The sequence below is a fragment of the Faecalibacterium sp. AF28-13AC genome, from assembly GCF_003478405.1.
In the GTDB taxonomy this organism is placed as follows: Bacteria; Bacillota; Clostridia; order Oscillospirales; family Ruminococcaceae; genus Faecalibacterium; species Faecalibacterium prausnitzii_E.
The window spans coordinates 221,363-238,942 of sequence record NZ_QUFG01000006.1 but is presented as its reverse complement, the minus strand read 5'-3'; the positions used below and the strand labels follow the sequence as shown (position 1 = coordinate 238,942).

30 protein-coding genes are annotated in these 17,580 nt (G+C 58.4%); all 30 read left to right on the top strand.

The features are described 5' to 3' along the window. The first annotated feature begins 7 nt into the window (after positions 1 to 7). The 30 genes from rplB to DWY95_RS10595 all read left to right on the top strand — a co-directional run bounded on the left by rplB (position 8) and on the right by DWY95_RS10595 (position 17,523). A complete protein-coding gene (gene rplB, locus DWY95_RS10740) occupies positions 8 to 838 on the top strand; it encodes a 50S ribosomal protein L2 (RefSeq protein ID WP_097793121.1) in 831 nt (276 codons plus the stop codon). Positions 839 to 855: 17 nt separating this feature from the next. Then, positions 856 to 1,122, top strand: a complete 267-nt coding sequence (gene rpsS, locus DWY95_RS10735; RefSeq protein WP_005934915.1) for a 30S ribosomal protein S19 — start codon at positions 856 to 858, stop codon at positions 1,120 to 1,122. 18 nt (positions 1,123 to 1,140) lie between these two features. Beyond that, entirely contained in the window at positions 1,141 to 1,476 is a 336-nt protein-coding gene (gene rplV / locus DWY95_RS10730) for a 50S ribosomal protein L22 (protein WP_005921882.1), read from the top strand. Positions 1,477 to 1,488: 12 nt separating this feature from the next. Continuing rightward, positions 1,489 to 2,193, top strand: coding sequence for a 30S ribosomal protein S3 (gene rpsC, locus DWY95_RS10725; protein WP_005934914.1), 705 nt, complete (start codon positions 1,489 to 1,491; stop codon positions 2,191 to 2,193). Continuing rightward, the gene (rplP, locus tag DWY95_RS10720) at positions 2,193 to 2,633 is read left to right on the top strand and encodes a 50S ribosomal protein L16 (RefSeq protein WP_005938020.1); all 441 of its coding nucleotides are present in this window, start codon (positions 2,193 to 2,195) and stop codon (positions 2,631 to 2,633) included. The genes rpsC and rplP overlap by 1 nt, the downstream gene beginning before the upstream one ends. Beyond that, positions 2,623 to 2,808 (top strand): 50S ribosomal protein L29, encoded by a 186-nt coding sequence (gene rpmC, locus DWY95_RS10715; RefSeq protein ID WP_005921879.1) that lies wholly within the window; start codon positions 2,623 to 2,625, stop codon positions 2,806 to 2,808. The genes rplP and rpmC overlap by 11 nt, the downstream gene beginning before the upstream one ends. Before the next feature lie 12 nt (positions 2,809 to 2,820). Continuing rightward, positions 2,821 to 3,078 carry a 30S ribosomal protein S17 gene (gene rpsQ, locus DWY95_RS10710; protein ID WP_055190687.1) on the top strand — a complete coding sequence of 86 codons (258 nt, stop codon included), beginning with the start codon at positions 2,821 to 2,823 and terminating at the stop codon, positions 3,076 to 3,078. Positions 3,079 to 3,121: 43 nt separating this feature from the next. Further along, positions 3,122 to 3,490: a 50S ribosomal protein L14 gene (gene rplN / locus DWY95_RS10705; RefSeq protein WP_005938014.1), complete on the top strand. Its 369-nt coding sequence runs from the start codon at positions 3,122 to 3,124 to the stop codon at positions 3,488 to 3,490. Positions 3,491 to 3,503: 13 nt separating this feature from the next. Beyond that, entirely contained in the window at positions 3,504 to 3,818 is a 315-nt protein-coding gene (gene rplX, locus DWY95_RS10700) for a 50S ribosomal protein L24 (protein WP_005934911.1), read from the top strand. A gap of 17 nt (positions 3,819 to 3,835) precedes the next feature. After that, complete coding sequence (rplE, locus tag DWY95_RS10695; protein WP_005934909.1) at positions 3,836 to 4,384, top strand: 50S ribosomal protein L5; 549 nt, start codon at positions 3,836 to 3,838, stop codon at positions 4,382 to 4,384. Positions 4,385 to 4,400: 16 nt separating this feature from the next. After that, positions 4,401 to 4,586, top strand: coding sequence for a type Z 30S ribosomal protein S14 (locus tag DWY95_RS10690; RefSeq protein ID WP_005921866.1), 186 nt, complete (start codon positions 4,401 to 4,403; stop codon positions 4,584 to 4,586). Between the two features lie 110 nt (positions 4,587 to 4,696). Then, positions 4,697 to 5,095, top strand: coding sequence for a 30S ribosomal protein S8 (rpsH, locus tag DWY95_RS10685; protein ID WP_005934908.1), 399 nt, complete (start codon positions 4,697 to 4,699; stop codon positions 5,093 to 5,095). Between the two features lie 17 nt (positions 5,096 to 5,112). After that, entirely contained in the window at positions 5,113 to 5,664 is a 552-nt protein-coding gene (gene rplF, locus DWY95_RS10680) for a 50S ribosomal protein L6 (RefSeq protein WP_118553502.1), read from the top strand. Positions 5,665 to 5,682: 18 nt separating this feature from the next. Next, positions 5,683 to 6,042, top strand: coding sequence for a 50S ribosomal protein L18 (gene rplR, locus DWY95_RS10675; protein ID WP_015564643.1), 360 nt, complete (start codon positions 5,683 to 5,685; stop codon positions 6,040 to 6,042). A gap of 19 nt (positions 6,043 to 6,061) precedes the next feature. After that, entirely contained in the window at positions 6,062 to 6,562 is a 501-nt protein-coding gene (gene rpsE, locus DWY95_RS10670; protein ID WP_005937997.1) for a 30S ribosomal protein S5, read from the top strand. A 14-nt stretch (positions 6,563 to 6,576) separates the two neighbouring features. Further along, positions 6,577 to 6,762 (top strand): 50S ribosomal protein L30, encoded by a 186-nt coding sequence (gene rpmD, locus DWY95_RS10665; protein ID WP_005921851.1) that lies wholly within the window; start codon positions 6,577 to 6,579, stop codon positions 6,760 to 6,762. Between the two features lie 20 nt (positions 6,763 to 6,782). Further along, entirely contained in the window at positions 6,783 to 7,223 is a 441-nt protein-coding gene (gene rplO, locus DWY95_RS10660) for a 50S ribosomal protein L15 (protein WP_055190698.1), read from the top strand. A 1-nt stretch (position 7,224) separates the two neighbouring features. Continuing rightward, entirely contained in the window at positions 7,225 to 8,520 is a 1,296-nt protein-coding gene (gene secY / locus DWY95_RS10655; RefSeq protein ID WP_118553501.1) for a preprotein translocase subunit SecY, read from the top strand. A 140-nt stretch (positions 8,521 to 8,660) separates the two neighbouring features. After that, the gene (locus tag DWY95_RS10650; protein ID WP_118553500.1) at positions 8,661 to 9,293 is read left to right on the top strand and encodes an adenylate kinase; all 633 of its coding nucleotides are present in this window, start codon (positions 8,661 to 8,663) and stop codon (positions 9,291 to 9,293) included. 2 nt (positions 9,294 to 9,295) lie between these two features. Further along, a complete protein-coding gene (map, locus tag DWY95_RS10645) occupies positions 9,296 to 10,087 on the top strand; it encodes a type I methionyl aminopeptidase (RefSeq protein WP_097793117.1) in 792 nt (263 codons plus the stop codon). 374 nt (positions 10,088 to 10,461) lie between these two features. Further along, positions 10,462 to 10,713 carry a translation initiation factor IF-1 gene (infA, locus tag DWY95_RS10640; RefSeq protein ID WP_005937979.1) on the top strand — a complete coding sequence of 84 codons (252 nt, stop codon included), beginning with the start codon at positions 10,462 to 10,464 and terminating at the stop codon, positions 10,711 to 10,713. A 35-nt stretch (positions 10,714 to 10,748) separates the two neighbouring features. Then, positions 10,749 to 10,862, top strand: a complete 114-nt coding sequence (gene rpmJ / locus DWY95_RS10635) for a 50S ribosomal protein L36 (protein WP_005921832.1) — start codon at positions 10,749 to 10,751, stop codon at positions 10,860 to 10,862. A gap of 81 nt (positions 10,863 to 10,943) precedes the next feature. Continuing rightward, a complete protein-coding gene (gene rpsM, locus DWY95_RS10630) occupies positions 10,944 to 11,315 on the top strand; it encodes a 30S ribosomal protein S13 (protein WP_005937976.1) in 372 nt (123 codons plus the stop codon). A gap of 14 nt (positions 11,316 to 11,329) precedes the next feature. Beyond that, positions 11,330 to 11,740, top strand: coding sequence for a 30S ribosomal protein S11 (gene rpsK / locus DWY95_RS10625; RefSeq protein WP_005934894.1), 411 nt, complete (start codon positions 11,330 to 11,332; stop codon positions 11,738 to 11,740). 20 nt (positions 11,741 to 11,760) lie between these two features. Continuing rightward, complete coding sequence (gene rpsD, locus DWY95_RS10620) at positions 11,761 to 12,363, top strand: 30S ribosomal protein S4 (RefSeq protein ID WP_097793116.1); 603 nt, start codon at positions 11,761 to 11,763, stop codon at positions 12,361 to 12,363. Positions 12,364 to 12,476: 113 nt separating this feature from the next. After that, positions 12,477 to 13,433 carry a DNA-directed RNA polymerase subunit alpha gene (locus DWY95_RS10615; protein ID WP_097793115.1) on the top strand — a complete coding sequence of 319 codons (957 nt, stop codon included), beginning with the start codon at positions 12,477 to 12,479 and terminating at the stop codon, positions 13,431 to 13,433. A 26-nt stretch (positions 13,434 to 13,459) separates the two neighbouring features. Then, on the top strand, positions 13,460 to 13,801 hold the full coding sequence (gene rplQ, locus DWY95_RS10610; RefSeq protein ID WP_005921819.1) for a 50S ribosomal protein L17: 342 nt from the start codon (positions 13,460 to 13,462) through the stop codon (positions 13,799 to 13,801). A 144-nt stretch (positions 13,802 to 13,945) separates the two neighbouring features. Continuing rightward, entirely contained in the window at positions 13,946 to 15,250 is a 1,305-nt protein-coding gene (locus tag DWY95_RS10605; protein WP_243082710.1) for a hypothetical protein, read from the top strand. 99 nt (positions 15,251 to 15,349) lie between these two features. Continuing rightward, positions 15,350 to 16,054 carry a response regulator transcription factor gene (locus DWY95_RS10600; protein ID WP_118553499.1) on the top strand — a complete coding sequence of 235 codons (705 nt, stop codon included), beginning with the start codon at positions 15,350 to 15,352 and terminating at the stop codon, positions 16,052 to 16,054. 47 nt (positions 16,055 to 16,101) lie between these two features. Then, a complete protein-coding gene (locus tag DWY95_RS10595; protein WP_118553498.1) occupies positions 16,102 to 17,523 on the top strand; it encodes a HAMP domain-containing sensor histidine kinase in 1,422 nt (473 codons plus the stop codon). Positions 17,524 to 17,580: the final 57 nt, after the last annotated feature.

Below are 17,580 nucleotides of genomic sequence, written 5' to 3'. Positions count from 1 at the left end.
TAGCATTATGGCTATCAAGAAGTATGGCCCCACTACTCCGGGCCGCCGCGGCATGACCGTCACGGATTACAGCGTCCTGAGCAAGGTCGCTCCTGAGCGCAGCCTGCTGGAGCCCATGAAGAAGCACAGCGGCCGCAACAACACCGGCCGCATCACCGTCCGCCACCAGGGCGGCGGCAACCGCACCAAGTATCGTGTCATCGACTTCAAGCGTCAGAAGACCGATATCCCCGCTACCGTCAAGACCCTGGAGTACGATCCGAACCGCAGCGCATTCATCGCTCTGGTCGAGTACACCGATGGCGTCAAGAGCTACATCATCGCTCCTGACGGCCTGAAGGTCGGCGATGTGATCCTGAGCGGCAAGGGTGCCGACATCAAGCCCGGCAACTGCCTGCCCTTCGAGAACATCCCCGTCGGTACCATCATCCACAACATCGAGCTGTATCCCGGCCGCGGTGCTCAGCTGGTTCGTTCCGCTGGCAACATGGCTCAGCTGATGGCAAAGGAGAACGGCTACGCACTGGTTCGTCTGCCCTCCGGTGAGATGCGCAACGTGCCCCTCAACTGCACCGCAGTCGTCGGCCAGGTTTCCAACATCGACCACGAGAACGTCAACCTGGGCAAGGCTGGCCGCAAGCGCCACATGGGCGTCCGTCCCGGCAGCCGTGGTACCGTCATGAACCCCTGCGACCACCCCCACGGCGGTGGCGAGGGCCGCGCACCTGTTGGTCACTCCGGTCCTATGACTCCCTGGGGCAAGCCCGCTCTGGGTCTCAAGACTCGCAAGCATCATAAGCGCTCCGATAAGCTGATCGTGAAGCGTGCAGGTAAGTAAGAGAGGAGTTTAAGACAATGGGTAGAAGCATTAAAAAAGGACCTTTCGTCCAGGCTGCTCTTCTGAAGCACGTTGAAGCGATGAACGCTTCCGGCAAGAAGCAGGTCATCAAGACCTGGAGCCGCGCCTCCACGATCTTCCCCGAATTCGTTGGTCACACCTTTGCCGTCCACGACGGCCGCAAGCATGTGCCTGTGTACGTGACCGAGGATATGGTTGGCCACAAGCTGGGTGAGTTCGTTCCCACCCGCACCTTTAAGGGCCACACCGGTAATTCGAAGTAAGAGAAGGAGGAACACAACATGGAAGCTCGGGCAATTCTTCGTTATGCCCGCATTAGTCCTCGTAAGGTGTCCATCGTTATGGATCTGATCCGTAACAAGCCCCTGGACGAAGCGCTGGCAATCCTGCAGTACACCCCGAAGGCCGCTTGTGAGCCCCTTCTGAAGCTGGTGAAGTCTGCAGCCGCAAATGCGGAAAACAACTTCAATATGGACAAGAACAACCTCTACGTCGCCGAGTGCTACGTCTGCCCCGGCCCGACGCTGAAGCGCATGATGCCTCGTGCACAGGGCCGCGGCTACCGCATCCTGAAGCGCACCAGCCACATGACCGTTGTTCTGAAAGAGAAAGAGTAAGGAGGGAAAACAATGGGCCAGAAAGTAAATCCGCACGGCATTCGTGTCGGCGTTATTAAAGACTGGGACAGCCGCTGGTTTGCCTCCAAGAAGGATTTCAGCGATAACCTCGTCGAGGATCACAAGATCCGCACTGAGCTGAAGGCTCAGCTGAAGGACGCTGGCGTCCCCAAGATCGAGATCGAGCGCACTGTGGATCCTTCCACTTCCGCTCCCCGCGTCACCGTCAACATCTACTGCGCAAAGCCCGGCATGGTCATCGGCAAGGGCGGCGAAGAGCGCGTTGCACTCCAGAACAAGCTGACCAAAGAGTATGGCAAGACCGTGATCGTCAATGTCATCGAGGTCAAGAGCGCTTCCACCAACGCTCAGCTGGTTGCTGAGGACATCGCTCGTCAGCTGGAGAACCGTGTGACCTTCCGCCGTGCCATGAAGCAGTGCATGCGCAATGCCATGAGCCCCCGCGATCGTTCTACCGTTCCCGCAAAGGGCATCAAGGCAATGTGCTCCGGCCGTCTGGGCGGCGCTGATATCGCTCGTACCGAGAGCTATCATGAGGGCACCATCCCCCTGCAGACCCTGCGTGCCGACATCGACTACGGCTTTGCAGAGGCTGCTACCACCTACGGCCGCATCGGCGTCAAGGTGTGGGTCTACAAGGGCGAGGTCCTGAAGAGCGCTAAGACCGCTCAGAAGAAGGAAGGAGGCAACAAGTAATGTTACTGCCTAAGCGTGTTAAGTACCGCCGCGTTCAGCGCGGCCGCATGACCGGCAAGGCTACCCGCGGCAACGTGGTGTGCCAGGGCCAGTACGGCCTTGTTGCTCTGGAGCCGGCATGGATCTCTTCCACTCAGATCGAGGCTGCCCGTGTTGCGATGACTCGTTACATCAAGCGCGGCGGCAAGGTCTGGATCAAGATCTTCCCCGATAAGCCCGTTACCGAGAAGCCCGCTGAGACCCGAATGGGTTCTGGTAAAGGCTCTCCCGAATACTGGGTCGCTGTGGTCAAGCCCGGCCGCGTTCTGTTCGAGCTGGCAGATGTCGATGAGGCAACTGCTCGTGAGGCTCTGCGCCTGGCTATGCACAAGCTGCCCATCAAGTGCAAATTTGTGGTCCGTGAGGACTCCGTGAAGGAGGATGGCACCAATGAAGGCTAATGAACTCCGCGAGATGCAGACCGCAGAGCTGACCAGCAAGCTGGCAGATCTGAAGGCTGAGCTGTTTAACCTGCGCTTCCAGCATGCCATCAACCAGCTGGAGAACCCCGGCCGCATCGAAGCAGTCAAGAAGGACATCGCCCGCGTGATGACCGTTCTGGCTGAGAAGCAGTAAGGAGGTTAAACGATGGAAGAACGTAATCTGAGAAAGACCCGCGTCGGCGTCGTCGTGTCCGACAAGATGGATAAGACCATCGTGGTTGCCGTTAAGGATAGCGTGCAGCACCCCCTGTACAAGAAGATCCTGAAGCGTACCGCCAAGTTCAAGGCTCGTGATGAGAAGAACGAGTGCGGCATCGGTGACCGTGTTGAGATCATGGAGTGCCGCCCCCTGAGCAAGGATGTGCGCTGGCGCCTGGTCCGTATCGTTGAGAAGGCAAAGTAATCTTTGCCCGCTGCTTTGAACAGTTTGAAAGGAGATATCTGAAATGGTTCAGATGCAAACTTATCTCAAAGTTGCCGACAACACCGGTGCCAAGGAGCTGATGTGCTTCCGCGTGCTGGGCGGCACCCGCAAGAGATACGCAAACATTGGTGACGTCGTGGTCTGCTCTGTCAAGAAGGCAGCCCCCGGCGGCTCCGTTAAGAAGGGCGACGTCGTCAAGGCTGTCATCGTGCGCAGCAAGCATGGCGTCCGCCGCGACGACGGCTCCTACATCCGTTTCGATGAGAACGCCGCCGTTATCGTCATGGCCGACAAGAGCCCCAAGGGTACTCGTATCTTTGGACCCGTCGCTCGCGAGCTGCGTGATGCCGGCTACACCAAGATCCTGAGCCTGGCTCCGGAATCGCTGTAAGGAGGTTTTAGTAATGAATAATCTTCATGTTAAAACCGGCGACAACGTTATGATCATCAGCGGCAAGGACAAGGGCCACACTGGTAAGGTCCTGCAGGTCAGCCCCTCTGAGAACAAGGTCATCGTTGAGGGCCAGAACATGGTTACCAAGCACGTCAAGCCCCGCCGTCAGGGCGAGCAGGGCGGCATCGTCAAGGCTGAGGGTGCAATGTACGCATCCAAGGTCATGCCCATCTGCCCCAAGTGCGGCAAGGCTGTGCGCGTGGGCCACGTCGAGAAGGACGGTAAGATGGTCCGCGTCTGCAAGAAGTGCGGCGCTGAGCTGTAAGAAAGGAGTATGGAACAATGGCTCGTTTGAAAGAACAGTATGTCAATGAAATTGCTCCTGCTCTGAACTCCAAGTTCGGTTACAAGAGCGTTATGCAGATCCCCAAGCTGGACAAGGTCGTCATCAACGTTGCCTGCGGCGAAGCCAAGGACAACGAGAAGATCCTGGAAGCTGTCATGAAGGATCTGGGCCAGATCACTGGCCAGAAGGCAGTCGTCTGCCGTGCCAAGAAGAGCGTTGCAAACTTTAAGCTGCGCCAGGGCACTCCCATCGGCTGCAAGGTCACCCTGCGTGGTGAGCGCATGTACGAGTTCGTCGATCGTTTCTTCAACGTCGCTCTGCCCCGTGTCCGCGACTTCCGCGGCATCAACGGCAACGGCTTTGACGGCCGCGGCAACTTCGCATGCGGCATCAAGGAGCAGATCATCTTCCCGGAGATCGACTTCGATAAGGTCGATGCAGTCCGCGGCATGGACGTCTGCTTCGTTACCACCGCTAAGACCGACGAAGAGGGCAAGGAGCTGCTGAAGGCTCTGGGCGCTCCGTTCGCTACCGAGAATAACTAAGGAGGAGATTGGTACAATGGCTAAACTGTCTATGAAGCTGAAGCAGTCTCGTCCTGCTAAGTTCTCTACCCGTGCATACACCCGCTGCCGCATCTGCGGCCGCCCCCACTCCGTGCTGCGCAAGTACGGCGTGTGCCGTGTGTGCTTCCGTGAGCTGGCCTACAAGGGCGAGATTCCCGGTGTCAAGAAGGCTTCCTGGTAATTTACCGGACGCCGGATAAATGGTCGGATATCCGCTCCGGGGCAAACGATTGTTTCGGAGCGGTATCATTATAAAACAAATGAGAGCTAATCTAAGGAGGTTAGTGGCAAATGCAGATTACTGATCCTATCGCGGACCTGCTGACTCGCATCCGCAACGCTAGCACTGCCAAACACCCTTCTGTGGAGATCCCCGCATCGAACATGAAGAAGGCGATCTGCCAGATTCTGGTTGACGAGGGCTACATCAAGGGTATGCAGGTCAAGAACGATACCGTCCAGGGCACCATCGTTGTCACCCTGAAGTATCAGGCAAATGGCGAGCCCGTCATCGCCGGCCTGCGCCGTGTTTCCAAGCCCGGCCTGCGCATCTACACCAACTGCGAGGATATGCCGAAGGTCATGAAGGGCCTGGGCACCGCAATCATTTCCACCTCTAAGGGCATCATGACCGATAAGGCTGCTCGTGCTGCGCACGTTGGCGGCGAGGTCCTGGCCTTTGTGTGGTAAGAAAGGGGTAAAAGACAATGTCGAGAATTGGAAGAAAACCCATCGTCATTCCTGCCGGTGTCACGGTCACTGTTGATGAGGCAGCACATACCGTCGCCGTCAAGGGCCCCAAGGGCAGCCTGAATTCCAACTATCATCACCTGATGACCGTCAAGGTCGAGGGCAATGAGGTTTTGGTTACCCGCCCCAATGACGAGCCCGAAGCACGCAGCCTGCATGGCCTGACCCGCACCAACATCGCCAACATGGTGAACGGTGTCGTCAACGGCTATGAGAAGAAGCTGGAGATCGTCGGTGTTGGTCTGCGCTGCCAGAAGCAGGGCTCCAACCTGGTCATGAACCTGGGCTTCTCTCACCAGGTGAACATCCCCGATACTGAGGATTGCACCATTGTGTGGCAGGACCCCAACCACTTCTCTGTTACCGGTATTGACAAGCAGAAGGTCGGCCAGTATGCCGCCGAGATCCGCGCCAAGAAGCCGCCTGAGCCTTACAAGGGCAAGGGCATCCGCTACGAGGGCGAGGTCGTCAAGCACAAAGAAGGCAAAGCCGGCAAGGGCAAGAAATAAGGTAAGGAGTGAAAGACAATGGTTAAGCAGATCGACAAGAACGAAGCTCGTCTTCGTCGTCATCGCCGTGTTCGCAACAAGATCAGCGGCACCGCAGCACGTCCTCGCCTGGATGTTTTCCGCTCCGCCAAGCACATTTACGCTCAGATCATCGATGATGAGCAGGGCGTGACTCTGGTGTCGGCTTCCACCATGGACAAGGACTTCAATGGTTTCGGCGGCAACGTCGAGGCCGCTGCTGAGATCGGCAAGAAGATCGCAGCAAAGGCTCTGGAAAAGGGCATCACCGAGGTCGTTTTCGACCGTGGCGGTTACGTTTATCATGGCCGTGTTAAGGCCCTGGCTGATGGCGCCCGTGAGGGCGGCCTGAAGCTGTAATGAGAGGAGGAAACACATTATGGCTATGAGAAACCGTGAAGACGACGGCATGATCACCAAGGTTGTCTCCATCAACCGCGTTTCCAAGACGGTCAAGGGCGGCCGCATCATGAAGTTTGCTGCTCTGGTCGTTGTGGGCGACGGCAAGGGCACCATCGGTTACGGCATCGGTAAGTCCGGCGAAGTGCCTGAGGCAATCCGCAAGGGCGAAGCTGCTGCAAAGAAGAACATGCACAAGGTTGCCCTGAAGGGCACCACCATCCCCCACGAGATCGTCGGCAAGTACGGCGCAGGCGCCGTTCTGCTCAAGCCGGCTGCACCTGGTACCGGTATGATCGCCGGCGGCCCTGTGCGTGCCGTCATTGAGGCTGCTGGCATCAAGGACATCCGTGCGAAGTCTATGCGTTCCAACAACCCCATCAACGTTGTTTCTGCTACCTTCGCAGGTCTGTGCGGCCTGGTCAGCGCGGAGTCCGTCGCTGAGAAGCGCGGCAAGACCGTGAAAGAGATTCTGGGTTAAGGAGGTAACAAACCATGGCAGATAAGATGCTCAAAATCGAGCTGAAGAAGAGCCTGATCGGCCGCGGCGCAAAGCAGATCGCTACCGCCGAGGCTCTGGGCCTGAAGAAGCCGGGCGACGTTACCGTTCAGCCTGACAATGCCGCTACGCAGGGCAAGATCGCAAAGATCGGTTTCCTGCTCAGCGTCACCGAAGCCTAATAGCAGGGGGTATACGCATAATGAAACTTCATGAACTGCACGCGATTCCCGGCGCAAACAAGGCTGTGACCCGCAAGGGCCGCGGCATTGGCTCCGGCAATGGCAAGACTGCCGGTTTCGGCAGCAAGGGCCAGAAGGCCCGTTCCGGCGTGAAGCACGCTGGTTTCGAGGGCGGCCAGATGCCTCTGGCACGCCGCCTGCCGAAGGTTGGCTTTAACAACATCTTTGCTACCCAGTATGCCATCGTCAACGTGGCAGACCTGGAAGCAGCTTTTGAGGCCGGTGCCGTTGTTGACACCGAGGCTCTGAAGGCAAAGGGTCTGGTCAAGAAGACTCTGGACGGTGTTAAGGTCCTGGGCAACGGCGAGCTGACCAAGGCTCTGACCGTCAAGGCCGCAGCCTATTCCGCTTCTGCCAAAGAAAAAATCGAAAAGGCAGGCGGAAAGGCTGAGGTGATGTAAGGTGTTTCAGACATTCCGTAACGCATGGAAGATTCCCGAGCTGAAAAATCGTCTCCTGTTCACGCTGGCGATCCTCGTGGTGTATCGTCTGGGCTGCGCCATCCCCGTTCCGTTCATCACCGGCTCTGCACTGAGCCAGATGTTCTCGAACGGCAACATGCTCTCGTACCTTGATATGATGAGCGGCGGTGCGTTGTCCCGGTGCACACTCTTCGCGTTAGGTGTGACACCTTATATCAACGCTTCCATCATTGTGCAGCTGCTCACCGTTGCGATCCCTTCGCTGGAAAACATCGCGAAGGAGCCGGACGGCCAGAACAAGCTGCAGCAGATCACCCGGTATGCCGGCGGCGTCATTGCTTTGGTGATGAGCCTTGGCTACTATTTCGTGGTCCGCAATATGGGCGCACTGAAGTATACGACCGGCGCGGCTGGTATCTTTACCGCCGTGGTCATCATCGCCACCTTCACCGCAGGTGCTCAGCTGATCACCTGGTGCGGCGAGCAGATCGATGACAAGGGCATCGGCAACGGCCTGTCCCTTCTGATCTTCTCTTCGATCGTTTCCAACTGGTCCGGCGTCTACACCACGGTCACGGGTCTGCTGACCCGCGCCGCCGCAGGCGAGACCAAGTTCTATATCCTGCTGCCCCTGCTGGTCGTGCTGGCACTGGTCGTGATCGTGTTCATCGTCATCATGACGAATGCAGAACGCCGCATCACCATCCAGTATGCAAAGCGCGTGGTGGGCCGCAAGCAGATGGGCGGGCAGAACAGCTATCTGCCGCTGAAGCTGAACATGAGCGGCGTCATGCCCATCATCTTCGCTTCCGCTCTGGTTTCGATCCCCGGCACGATCGGCAGCTTTTTGCAGATCGACCAGGCAGCACATCCGTTCTGGTATGCGTTTTTCCATACCTTCAACTACACGTCTGCGCTGTATGTGGTCATCTACCTGCTGCTGATCCTGGCCTTCAACTACTTCTATGTGGCCATCCAGTACAACCCTGTGGAGATCGCCAACAATCTGCGCCGTAACAACGGCTCGATCCCCGGCTTCCGTCCCGGCAAGCCGACCAGCGATTTCCTGACCCGCACCCTGAACAAGATCACCCTCATCGGCGCGATCTTCCTGGCTGCGGTGGCTGTACTGCCGATCATCCTCGGCAACCTGACCGGTATGAGCATCCAGCTGGGCGGTACCAGCCTGCTGATCGTTGTGGGTGTTGCACTCGACACGACCCGCAGCCTGGACAGCTTCATGACGATGCGCAACCACAAAGGCTTCCTCGGCTGATCCAATAAAGCACGGATGTGAGAAAGCACTGGAAAGGAGAGTACGACTCGAACTTTTCAGTGCTTTTTTGCTTTGGTGAGTCGTTAGCCGACTCAAACAAAAATACGAACGTCCTTTTATAAGAGGAAAGGAGCCATCCTATGAATCTGATTCTGTTGGGCGCACCTGGCGCCGGCAAGGGCACGCAGGCAGAGATCATCTGCGCAAAGCTGAACATTCCTTCCATCAGCACCGGCAACATCCTGCGTGCGGCTGTGAAGGAAGGCACCGAGATGGGCCTGAAAGCCAAGAGCTTCATGGACGCCGGTGCACTGGTGCCCGATGAGGTCATCATCGGCATTCTGAAGGATCGTCTGTCCGAGGCAGACTGTGCCAATGGTTTCATCCTGGACGGTGTGCCCCGCACCATCGCGCAGGCCGAGGCCATTGAGACCATGGGCATCCGCATCGACAAGGTGCTGGAGCTGCAGGTCGAGGACAATGTGATCGTGGACCGCATGGGCGGCCGCCGCGTCTGCGAGAAGTGCGGCGCAAGCTACCACATCGTCAACAAGAAGAGCAAGGTGGAAGGCGTCTGCGACTGCTGCGGCGGCAAGCTCGTCATCCGCAAGGACGATCAGCCCGCAACGGTGCTCGACCGCCTGAATGCTTACCATGAGCAGACCGAGCCGCTGGTGGAGTTCTACCGCACCCGCGGCAAGCTGGCTGCCATCCCGTTCTGCCCCTCCATCGAGGAGACCACGGCTGAGATCATGAAGGCTTTGGAGGCATAAACGTGATTCAGATCAAGAATGCGAAAGAACTGGACGGGATGCGCCGGGCAAATGCCCTGAGCGCAGCCGCCCTGAAGTACGGTGGCGAGCACATCGAGGCCGGCATGACCACCTGGGAGCTGGATAAGCTGATCTATGAGTTCATCGTGAAGCACGGCGGCATCCCCAACTTCAAGGGACTGTACGGTTTTCCGGGAACCGCCTGCATCAGCCTGAATGATACCATCATCCACGGCATCCCGTCGCATGATATCGTCATCCGCCCCGGCGACATCGTCAGCATCGACACCGGTGCCAAGGTGGACGGCTTCAATGGCGACAACGCCTGCACTTATGCGGTGGGCAAGATCGACCTGGAAGCCCAGCGCCTGCTGGACGTGACCAAGGCTGCGCTGTACAAGGGCATCGAGCAGGCCAAGGCAGGCAACCGCATCGGCGACATCGGCTGTGCGGTGCAGAGCTACTGCGAGGACGCAGGCTTTTCCGTCGTCCGCGAGTTCGTTGGCCATGGCACCGGCCATGAGCTGCACGAGGACCCCGAAGTGCCCAACTACGGCCACGCAGGCCGCGGCCCGCGTCTGGTGCCCGGCATGACCATCGCCATTGAGCCGATGATCTGCCAGTACGACTGCAAGATCACCCAGTCCAAGGACGGATGGACCGTCAAAACCAAGGACGGCGGCCTGGCAGCGCACTTTGAGCACTCCATCGCCATCCTCAAGGATCACACCGAGATCATGACCCGCAGCTGGGATGACCCCGATTTTGACCCGGATACCTTCCGCTTCCAGTAAGCACAAGCGCGCTGAGACCTCCCTTCGGGGAGGTCTTTTTTGGTCGTCAGACCTGTGATTTGTGCAATTCCGACAAGTTTTTGTGAAAAAGTTTCATCCTACAGGGTGAGACGCCCGAAACACGGCACGGAAAAGGACCGGTTTTGTATCAGAGGAAATTTTTATCGGAAATACGGAAAAAAGCACTTGCAAAATGGATGCAAAAGGTGTATAATCTATAAATGGCCGTGACAGCCAGATGCTTTCTCGGTGGACAGGGATTTTCTGCCCACTTTGCGGATTTTGTGCCGCAGGAGAAGAAGTATGTGGCGGTTATCGCCGCCTGTCCGTCAATTCATGGCAAACTGAGCAGATCCAATGAGGAGGCAAATAGCTTGTCTAAAGAAGACGTTATCGAAATCGAAGGCATTGTGCGTGAAGCCATGCCCAACGCCATCTTTAAGGTGGAAATGTTGAGCGAGGATAAGAACACCGGGAAGCTCACTCCCAGCGGGCACATCCTCTTAGCGCACATCTCCGGCAAGCTCCGGACCAATTTCATCCGTATCCTGCCCGGGGACAAGGTCACCGTAGAAATGTCGCCCTACGATCTTTCGAAGGGCCGCATCACCTGGCGCTCCAAATAAGCGTCAGGGTATCAACCAAAAGGAGGTTCAACATCATGAAGGTCAAGCCTTCCGTGAAACCCATCTGCGAAAAGTGCAAGGTCATCCGCCGCAAAGGCCGCGTGATGGTCATCTGCCAGAACCCCAAGCATAAGCAGCGCCAGGGCTAATTCGGGCGCCTGGGGGTCAAGTGCGTAGAGTCCCGGCGCAGACCCCGACACTGACATGGGATGATTTTGGAGGAAACTACTATGGCACGTATTGCCGGCGTTGACCTGCCCCGCGAGAAGCGCGTTCAGGTGGGTCTCACCTACGTTTACGGTATCGGTCAGACCACTGCTAACAAGATCCTGGAAGCAACTGGCATCAACCCCGATACCCGCGTCAAGGACCTGACTCTGGAAGAAGAGGCTAAGATCCGTGACTACATCGATCAGGCAAACATCATCGTTGAGGGCGACCTGCGCCGCAACGTTGCTCTGGACATCAAGCGCCTGGTCGAGATCCAGTCCTTCCGTGGCACCCGCCATCGCAAGAATCTGCCCTGCCGTGGCCAGCGCACCAAGACCAATGCACGTACCTGCAAGGGCCCGAAGCGCACGGTCGCTAACAAGAAGAAGTAAGGAGGATTTGAGAAATGGCAAGTGCAAATAATGCCAAGAAGGGCGCAAATGTCCGCATGAAGCGGAAAGAGCGCAAGAATATTGCTGCTGGTCAGGCTCATATCCAGTCTACCTTCAACAATACCGTTGTTACCATCACCGACCTGCAGGGTAATGCAGTGTCCTGGTGCTCCTCTGGCTCCCTGAACTTCCGTGGCAGCCGCAAGAGCACTCCGTTTGCAGCCCAGTCTGCTGCTGAGACTGCAGCAAAGGTCGCAATCGAGCATGGCATGAAGACCGTTGAGGTCTACGTCAAGGGCCCCGGCGCTGGCCGTGAGTCCGCTATCCGTGCACTTCAGGCTACCGGCCTGGAAGTCACCCTGATCAAGGACGTGACTCCCATCCCCCACAACGGCTGCCGTCCCCCGAAGCGCCGTCGTGTCTGATCGAAGGAGGAAATTGAATTATGGCAAAGAATACGCAGCCTATCGCAAAGCGTTGCAAGGCCCTGGGCATTTCTCCTGCGGTCATGGGCTATGCAAAGAAGAATACCACCCGCAACTCCAATGGCAACATGCGCAAGAAGCAGTCTGAGTACGCTTCTCAGCTGAAGGAAAAGCAGAAGGTCAAGTTCATCTACGGCGTTCTGGAAAAGCAGTTCCACAATGCTTACCTGCGTGCTGAGGCAATGCCCGGCAAGACCGGTGAGAACCTGCTCCAGCTCATGGAGCGCCGCCTGGACAACGTCGTGTTCCGCCTGGGCTTTGCTCAGACCCGCCGCGACGCCCGCCAGCTGGTGAGCCACGCTCACTTCACCGTCAATGGCAAGAAGGTCAACATCCCCTCTTACCAGATCAAGGCTGGTGACGTGATCGAGGTCCGTGAGTCCAGCCGTTCTTCTGCAAAGTTCGCAAAGCTGACTGGCCCTGAGGCTCCCGTCGTGGCTCTGCCTTCCTGGCTGGACCGCGAGGCCGGCACCCTGAAGGGCGTCGTCACCAAGCTCCCTGAGCGCAGCGACATCGACTACGAAGTTGCAGAGCACCTCATCGTCGAGCTGTACTCCAAGTAATCCATTAAGAAGGACATGCCTTCCGGATGGATGGCAGTCTTTCGCATTCTTTTCTTTGAAAGAATTTAATAATGGGCCGACGGCAACGTCGGTTTGACAAGGAGGGCATAGATATGATGGAGATTGAACGTCCCAAAATCGAAACGGCAAGCCTGTCCCCGGACGGCCGCTACGGCAGATTCGTCGCGGAACCCCTGGAACGTGGCTTTGGCATCACACTGGGCAACAGCCTGCGTCGTGTGCTTCTTTCCTCTCTGCCCGGTGTCGCCGTGACCAGCGTCAAGATCGACGGCGTGGTCCACGAGTTCTCCACCATTGAGGGCGTCAAGGAAGACGTTACCGAAATTGTCCTGAACCTGAAGGGTATTGCTGCAAAGCTGTACACCGATGGTCCGAAGACAGTGCGTGTTGAGGCAGTGGGCCCCTGTGAGGTCACCGCTGACAACATCAAGCAGGGCGACGATATTGAGATCCTGAACCCTGAATGGCACATTGCGACCCTGGGCGAGGGCGGCAAGCTCGTCATGGAGCTCACCTTCGATAAGGGCCGCGGCTATGTGCCCGCAGAGCGCAATAAGCAGGCCATCGTCGAGAAGAACGACATCAACACTCTTCCCGTCGATAGCATTTACACCCCTGTTCTCAAGGTGAATTACAATGTTGAGAACACCCGTGTTGGCCAGGCGATCGATTACGACAAGCTGACCATTGAGGTTTGGACCGATGGCACGATCAATGCGCAGGAGGCCGTTTCTCTGGCTGCCCGCGTGCTGACCGAGCACCTGAACCTGTTCGTCAACCTGTCCGATGAGGCCGCTGGCACCGAGATCATGGTGGAGAAGACCAACGACGACAAGGAGAAGGCTCTGGAGATGACCATCGAAGAGCTGGATCTGAGCGTCCGTTCCTTCAACTGCCTGAAGCGTGCCGGTATCAACACGGTCGAGGATCTGGTCAGTAAGAGCGAGGACGAAATGATGAAAGTTCGCAACCTCGGCCGCAAGAGCCTGGAGGAAGTCATGGCGAAGCTGGACTCCCTCGGCTTCAAGCTGAACACAGACGATGAATAACTAAAATAATTAAGGAGTGAAACGGGATGCCCGGTACCAGAAAGCTCGGTAGAACCAGCGACAGCCGCAACGCTATGATGCGCGCTATGGTTACCTACCTGTTGGAGAATGGCAAGATTGAGACCACTGTCACTCGCGCTAAGGACGTTCGTTCCATGGCCGAGAAGATGATCAGCCTTGGCAAGGCAAGCGACCTGCACACCAAGCGTCAGGTGTATGCCTACATCACCAAGGAAGATGTTGCAAAGAAGCTGTTTGATGAGATCAGCCCCAAGTACGCTGACCGCAACGGCGGCTACACCCGCATCATCAAGATCGGCGCTCGCCGCGGCGACGCTGCTGAGATGGCAGTTCTGGAGCTCGTCTGATCGACTCTGACTGTAGAAACAGTGTAACGAAACGCTCTTTCCCTTCGGGGAGAGGGCGTTTTTTGTTGCCCGGAGGCGCGATTCGTGCTATACTGAATACTGTATACGCAGCCGGGAGTTTTCCACAGAGAGGAGGAACTGCGGTTGAAACGACGACACTTCCTGTCGCTTGCGGCCTGCTGCCTGCTGGGGCTGCTGCCGGGGTGCAGCTTCCCCATGACGGACAACATGCAGGTCGAGGATCTGCTGCGCGCTCCGCGCCTTTCGGGCGATTACGGTGCGCTGCAAAGTGCCCTGAACGACTGGCTGGGCGAGAGTGCGCAGCTCAAATACCCCATGCAGGGGGAGCTGCTTTCGCCCTTCCTGCTGCAGGATCTGGACGGCGACGGCGAACAGGACGCCGCCGTGCTCTACACGACGGCCCAGTCCTCCAACGTCTGCATCGCCTTTTTGCAGAGGGATGCCGCAGGCGCGTGGAAGGTGCAGCAGACCATCGAGGGTCTGGCTGACACGGTGGACAATGTCCGGCTGGCACAATTGCAGGACGGAAACGCCGTGCAGCTGGTGGTGGGCTATCTGGCCGCGCAGGGTGACAGCTATCTGGCCGTCTATTCCTACGAACACGGCGAGGTGAACGCCATTCTGGAGCAGTCCTACGAGCAGTACCTCGTGGAGGACATCACCGGCGGCGGCAACGAGGACCTGATCCTGATGTCCACGCTGGAGGACGGCGGAGTGCAGATCGAGCTGCTGACCGTGAACCGGGACGGCAGCTTCCAGCAGGTGGCCGTCATGGGCCTGTCGGCAGACAAGTTCTCCGGCTGCGCCTCGGTGGCGTCGGGCCTGGGAGCGGATGGCCGGCATTATCTGGTGCTGGACGGCTGGACCGGCATTTCCGGCAACAATCTGGCCACGGTGCTCCTGCGCTTCGATGAAGAGAGCCAGCAGATGATCCCGGCCGAGCAGATCAGCGCCAGCGCGCTTTACAGCGCCTCGCTGCGCAACGTGCCGAACCTCGTCAGCCGCGACCTGGACGGCGACGGCACGGTGGAGATCCCCACCCAGCCGGACGAGGCCGGTCTGCTGAACATGAGCCAGAGCCGACGGATGGACTTCATCGTCTGGATGGACTACACCCGGCCCGACCCGGAAAAGAGCTTCGGCCTGCTGGACGAAGAGACGAACTGTTACATCGAGCTGCCCGCCGAGTGGGAGGGCAACCTGCTGCTCACCGACAGCGCCGACATCGACGATGCGGTGGAGCTGCGCACCGTGGACGAAAACAAGCTGGTGCTCACCCTGCGGCTGGTGCCGTCCAGCGCCAGCGCGGCGGGCTGGACCCGGCTGGGCGTGGTGGCATCCCGCCAGATGCAGGCAAAGTTGGGCGGGGATGCCGTCATCCAGGACCAGACCTATCGGCTGTCCCGCTCGTTGTATCGGCTGAACTGAGCCTGTCCGACCGGCTGGATGCAATCCAAAAGAAATCAGTTGAAAAAAGACCGGCCCCGCAGTCACACCGGGGCGGAATAGAACGGAGGCATGTTGTAGATGGTCAAGGTACTTGTTGTGGAGGACGAAGCCAGCATCCGCGAGATGATCGCGCTGAACCTGCGGCGGGCCGGGATGGAGGCCGTGGAGGCCGACAGCGCCGAGGCTGCGCTCCCGCTGCTGGAGCAGAGACCAGGCTGCGATGCGGCCATTCTGGATGTGATGCTGCCCGGCATGAACGGCTTCTCGCTCTGCGAGACCATCCGCCGCACCGACCAGAAGATCGGCATCATCATTCTCAGCGCCAAAGGGCAGGAGCAGGATAAGATCCGCGGCCTGTCCATCGGTGCCGACGACTATATGACCAAGCCGTTCAGCGTCAGCGAGCTGCTGGCCCGCGTGGAGGCGCTCTGCCGCCGTGTGAACCGCTCGACGGGCGGGGAGAACGGAAAGGAAGCAGCTCCCGCCGCCCTCGTCAGCGGCGATTTCGTGCTGGACGAGAACCGCCGTGTCCTGCTCAAGGCGGGCCGCCCCATCGAGCTGACGCAGGTGGAGTTCCAGATCATGGAGCTGTTCTTCCACAACCCCGGCATCGCGCTGGTGCGGGAAAAGATCCTCAAGGGCGTCTGGGGCGAGAACTACTTCGGCGACGTGAAGATCGTAGATGTGAACATCCGCCGCCTGCGGATGAAGGTGGAGGATGAGCCGAGCCACCCGACCCACATCATGACGGTGTGGGGCTACGGCTACCGGTGGGAAGAATGACCCGCTCCGGCTCACAAAAGGCAGACTGAGGAAGGGAGGTGCGCAGTGTGAGAAGCGGAATCACGAGGCGATGGCTGCGGGGCAGCCTGATGCTGACGGTGCTGCTGTTGATACTGGTCGAAGGCATGTTCCTGTACAGCTGCTCACGCAACTACTACAACAGCGTCCAGCAGACGATGTACCGCCGCTTTTCCTCGGTGAACGGCCAGCTGAAGATGTACACCGGCGACACAGCCCAGAAAGCCGCCGCCAACCGCAGCGTGGCCCTGCGCCGGATGGTGGAGCAGTTCTCCGATAAGGACAAATACGAATTTATGCTGCTGGACAGCTACGGCGGCGTCATCGCATCATCCAGCGGCACCGATGCCGAGGGCATCCTGAGCAGTGTTGACTTTGAGCGGGCACAGGAGAACGCCGACGGCATGGGAATGGCCATCTATCGCACCGCCAGCAATGAGATGGTCATGGCCGTCTGCTGTCTGGTACCTTATGCAGCCGAAGATGTGGCGGCCATGCGGCTCGTCACGAGCCTGACCCTCATCCAGAATCAGCTGAAGAGCGTCTTCCTCATCAGCATCGTGGTGGTGGTGGTCATTCTGGGCTTTACGGTGGCGTCCGGTCTGTATTTCGTGCGCAGCATCGTGGTCCCGCTGGGGCAGGTGGAGCGCACCGCCGCCAGCATCGCGCGGGGAGAACTGGACGTCCGCCTGCCCGTGACCGGCGACAGCCGCGACGAGGTGGACCGCCTGCGCGGCACCATCAACCAGATGGCCGAGGGGCTGGAAGAGACCGAGAAGATGAAGAATGAGTTCATCAGCTCGGTGTCCCATGAGCTGCGCACACCGCTGACCTCCATCCGGGGCTGGGTGGAAACGCTGCGCACCCTCGACGACCCGGAGGACGAGAATTACCGCAAGGGCTTGGAGATCATCAACAACGAGACGGCCCGCCTGTACAACATGGTGGAGGAGCTGCTGGATTTCAGCCGCCTGCAGAACGGCCGCCTGAAGATGGACTGCCGCCTGCTGGACCTTGTGGCCGAGCTGACGGACGCCGTCCTCTTCTGCGAGGCCCGCATCCAGCGGGAGGGGCTGCTGCTCTCCTACAACGAGCCGGAGGAGATGATCCCCGTCTATGCCGACCCGGACCGCCTGCGGCAGGTGTTCATCAACATCCTGGACAATGCCATCAAGTATTCGGCCCCCGGCGGGCGCATCACCGTGAAGATCTGGCAGGGTGAGTATAAGGCCTTCATCGAGATCATCGACCAGGGCCGGGGCATCCCGCCGGAAGACCTGGAAAACGTGAAGACCAAGTTCTACAAGGGCAGCAACTCGGTGCGCGGCAGCGGAATCGGTCTGGCGCTGGTGGATTCCATCATGACGGCGCTGGACGGCACACTCGACCTCAAGAGCACCCTGGGCCGGGGCACCGTGGTCACGCTGGGCCTGCCCCTTTATAAGCGCTGAGAAGATTTAGACACAATTTTGCGGTACAATGAGAACTGCAAAAAAATCACCCGCCCG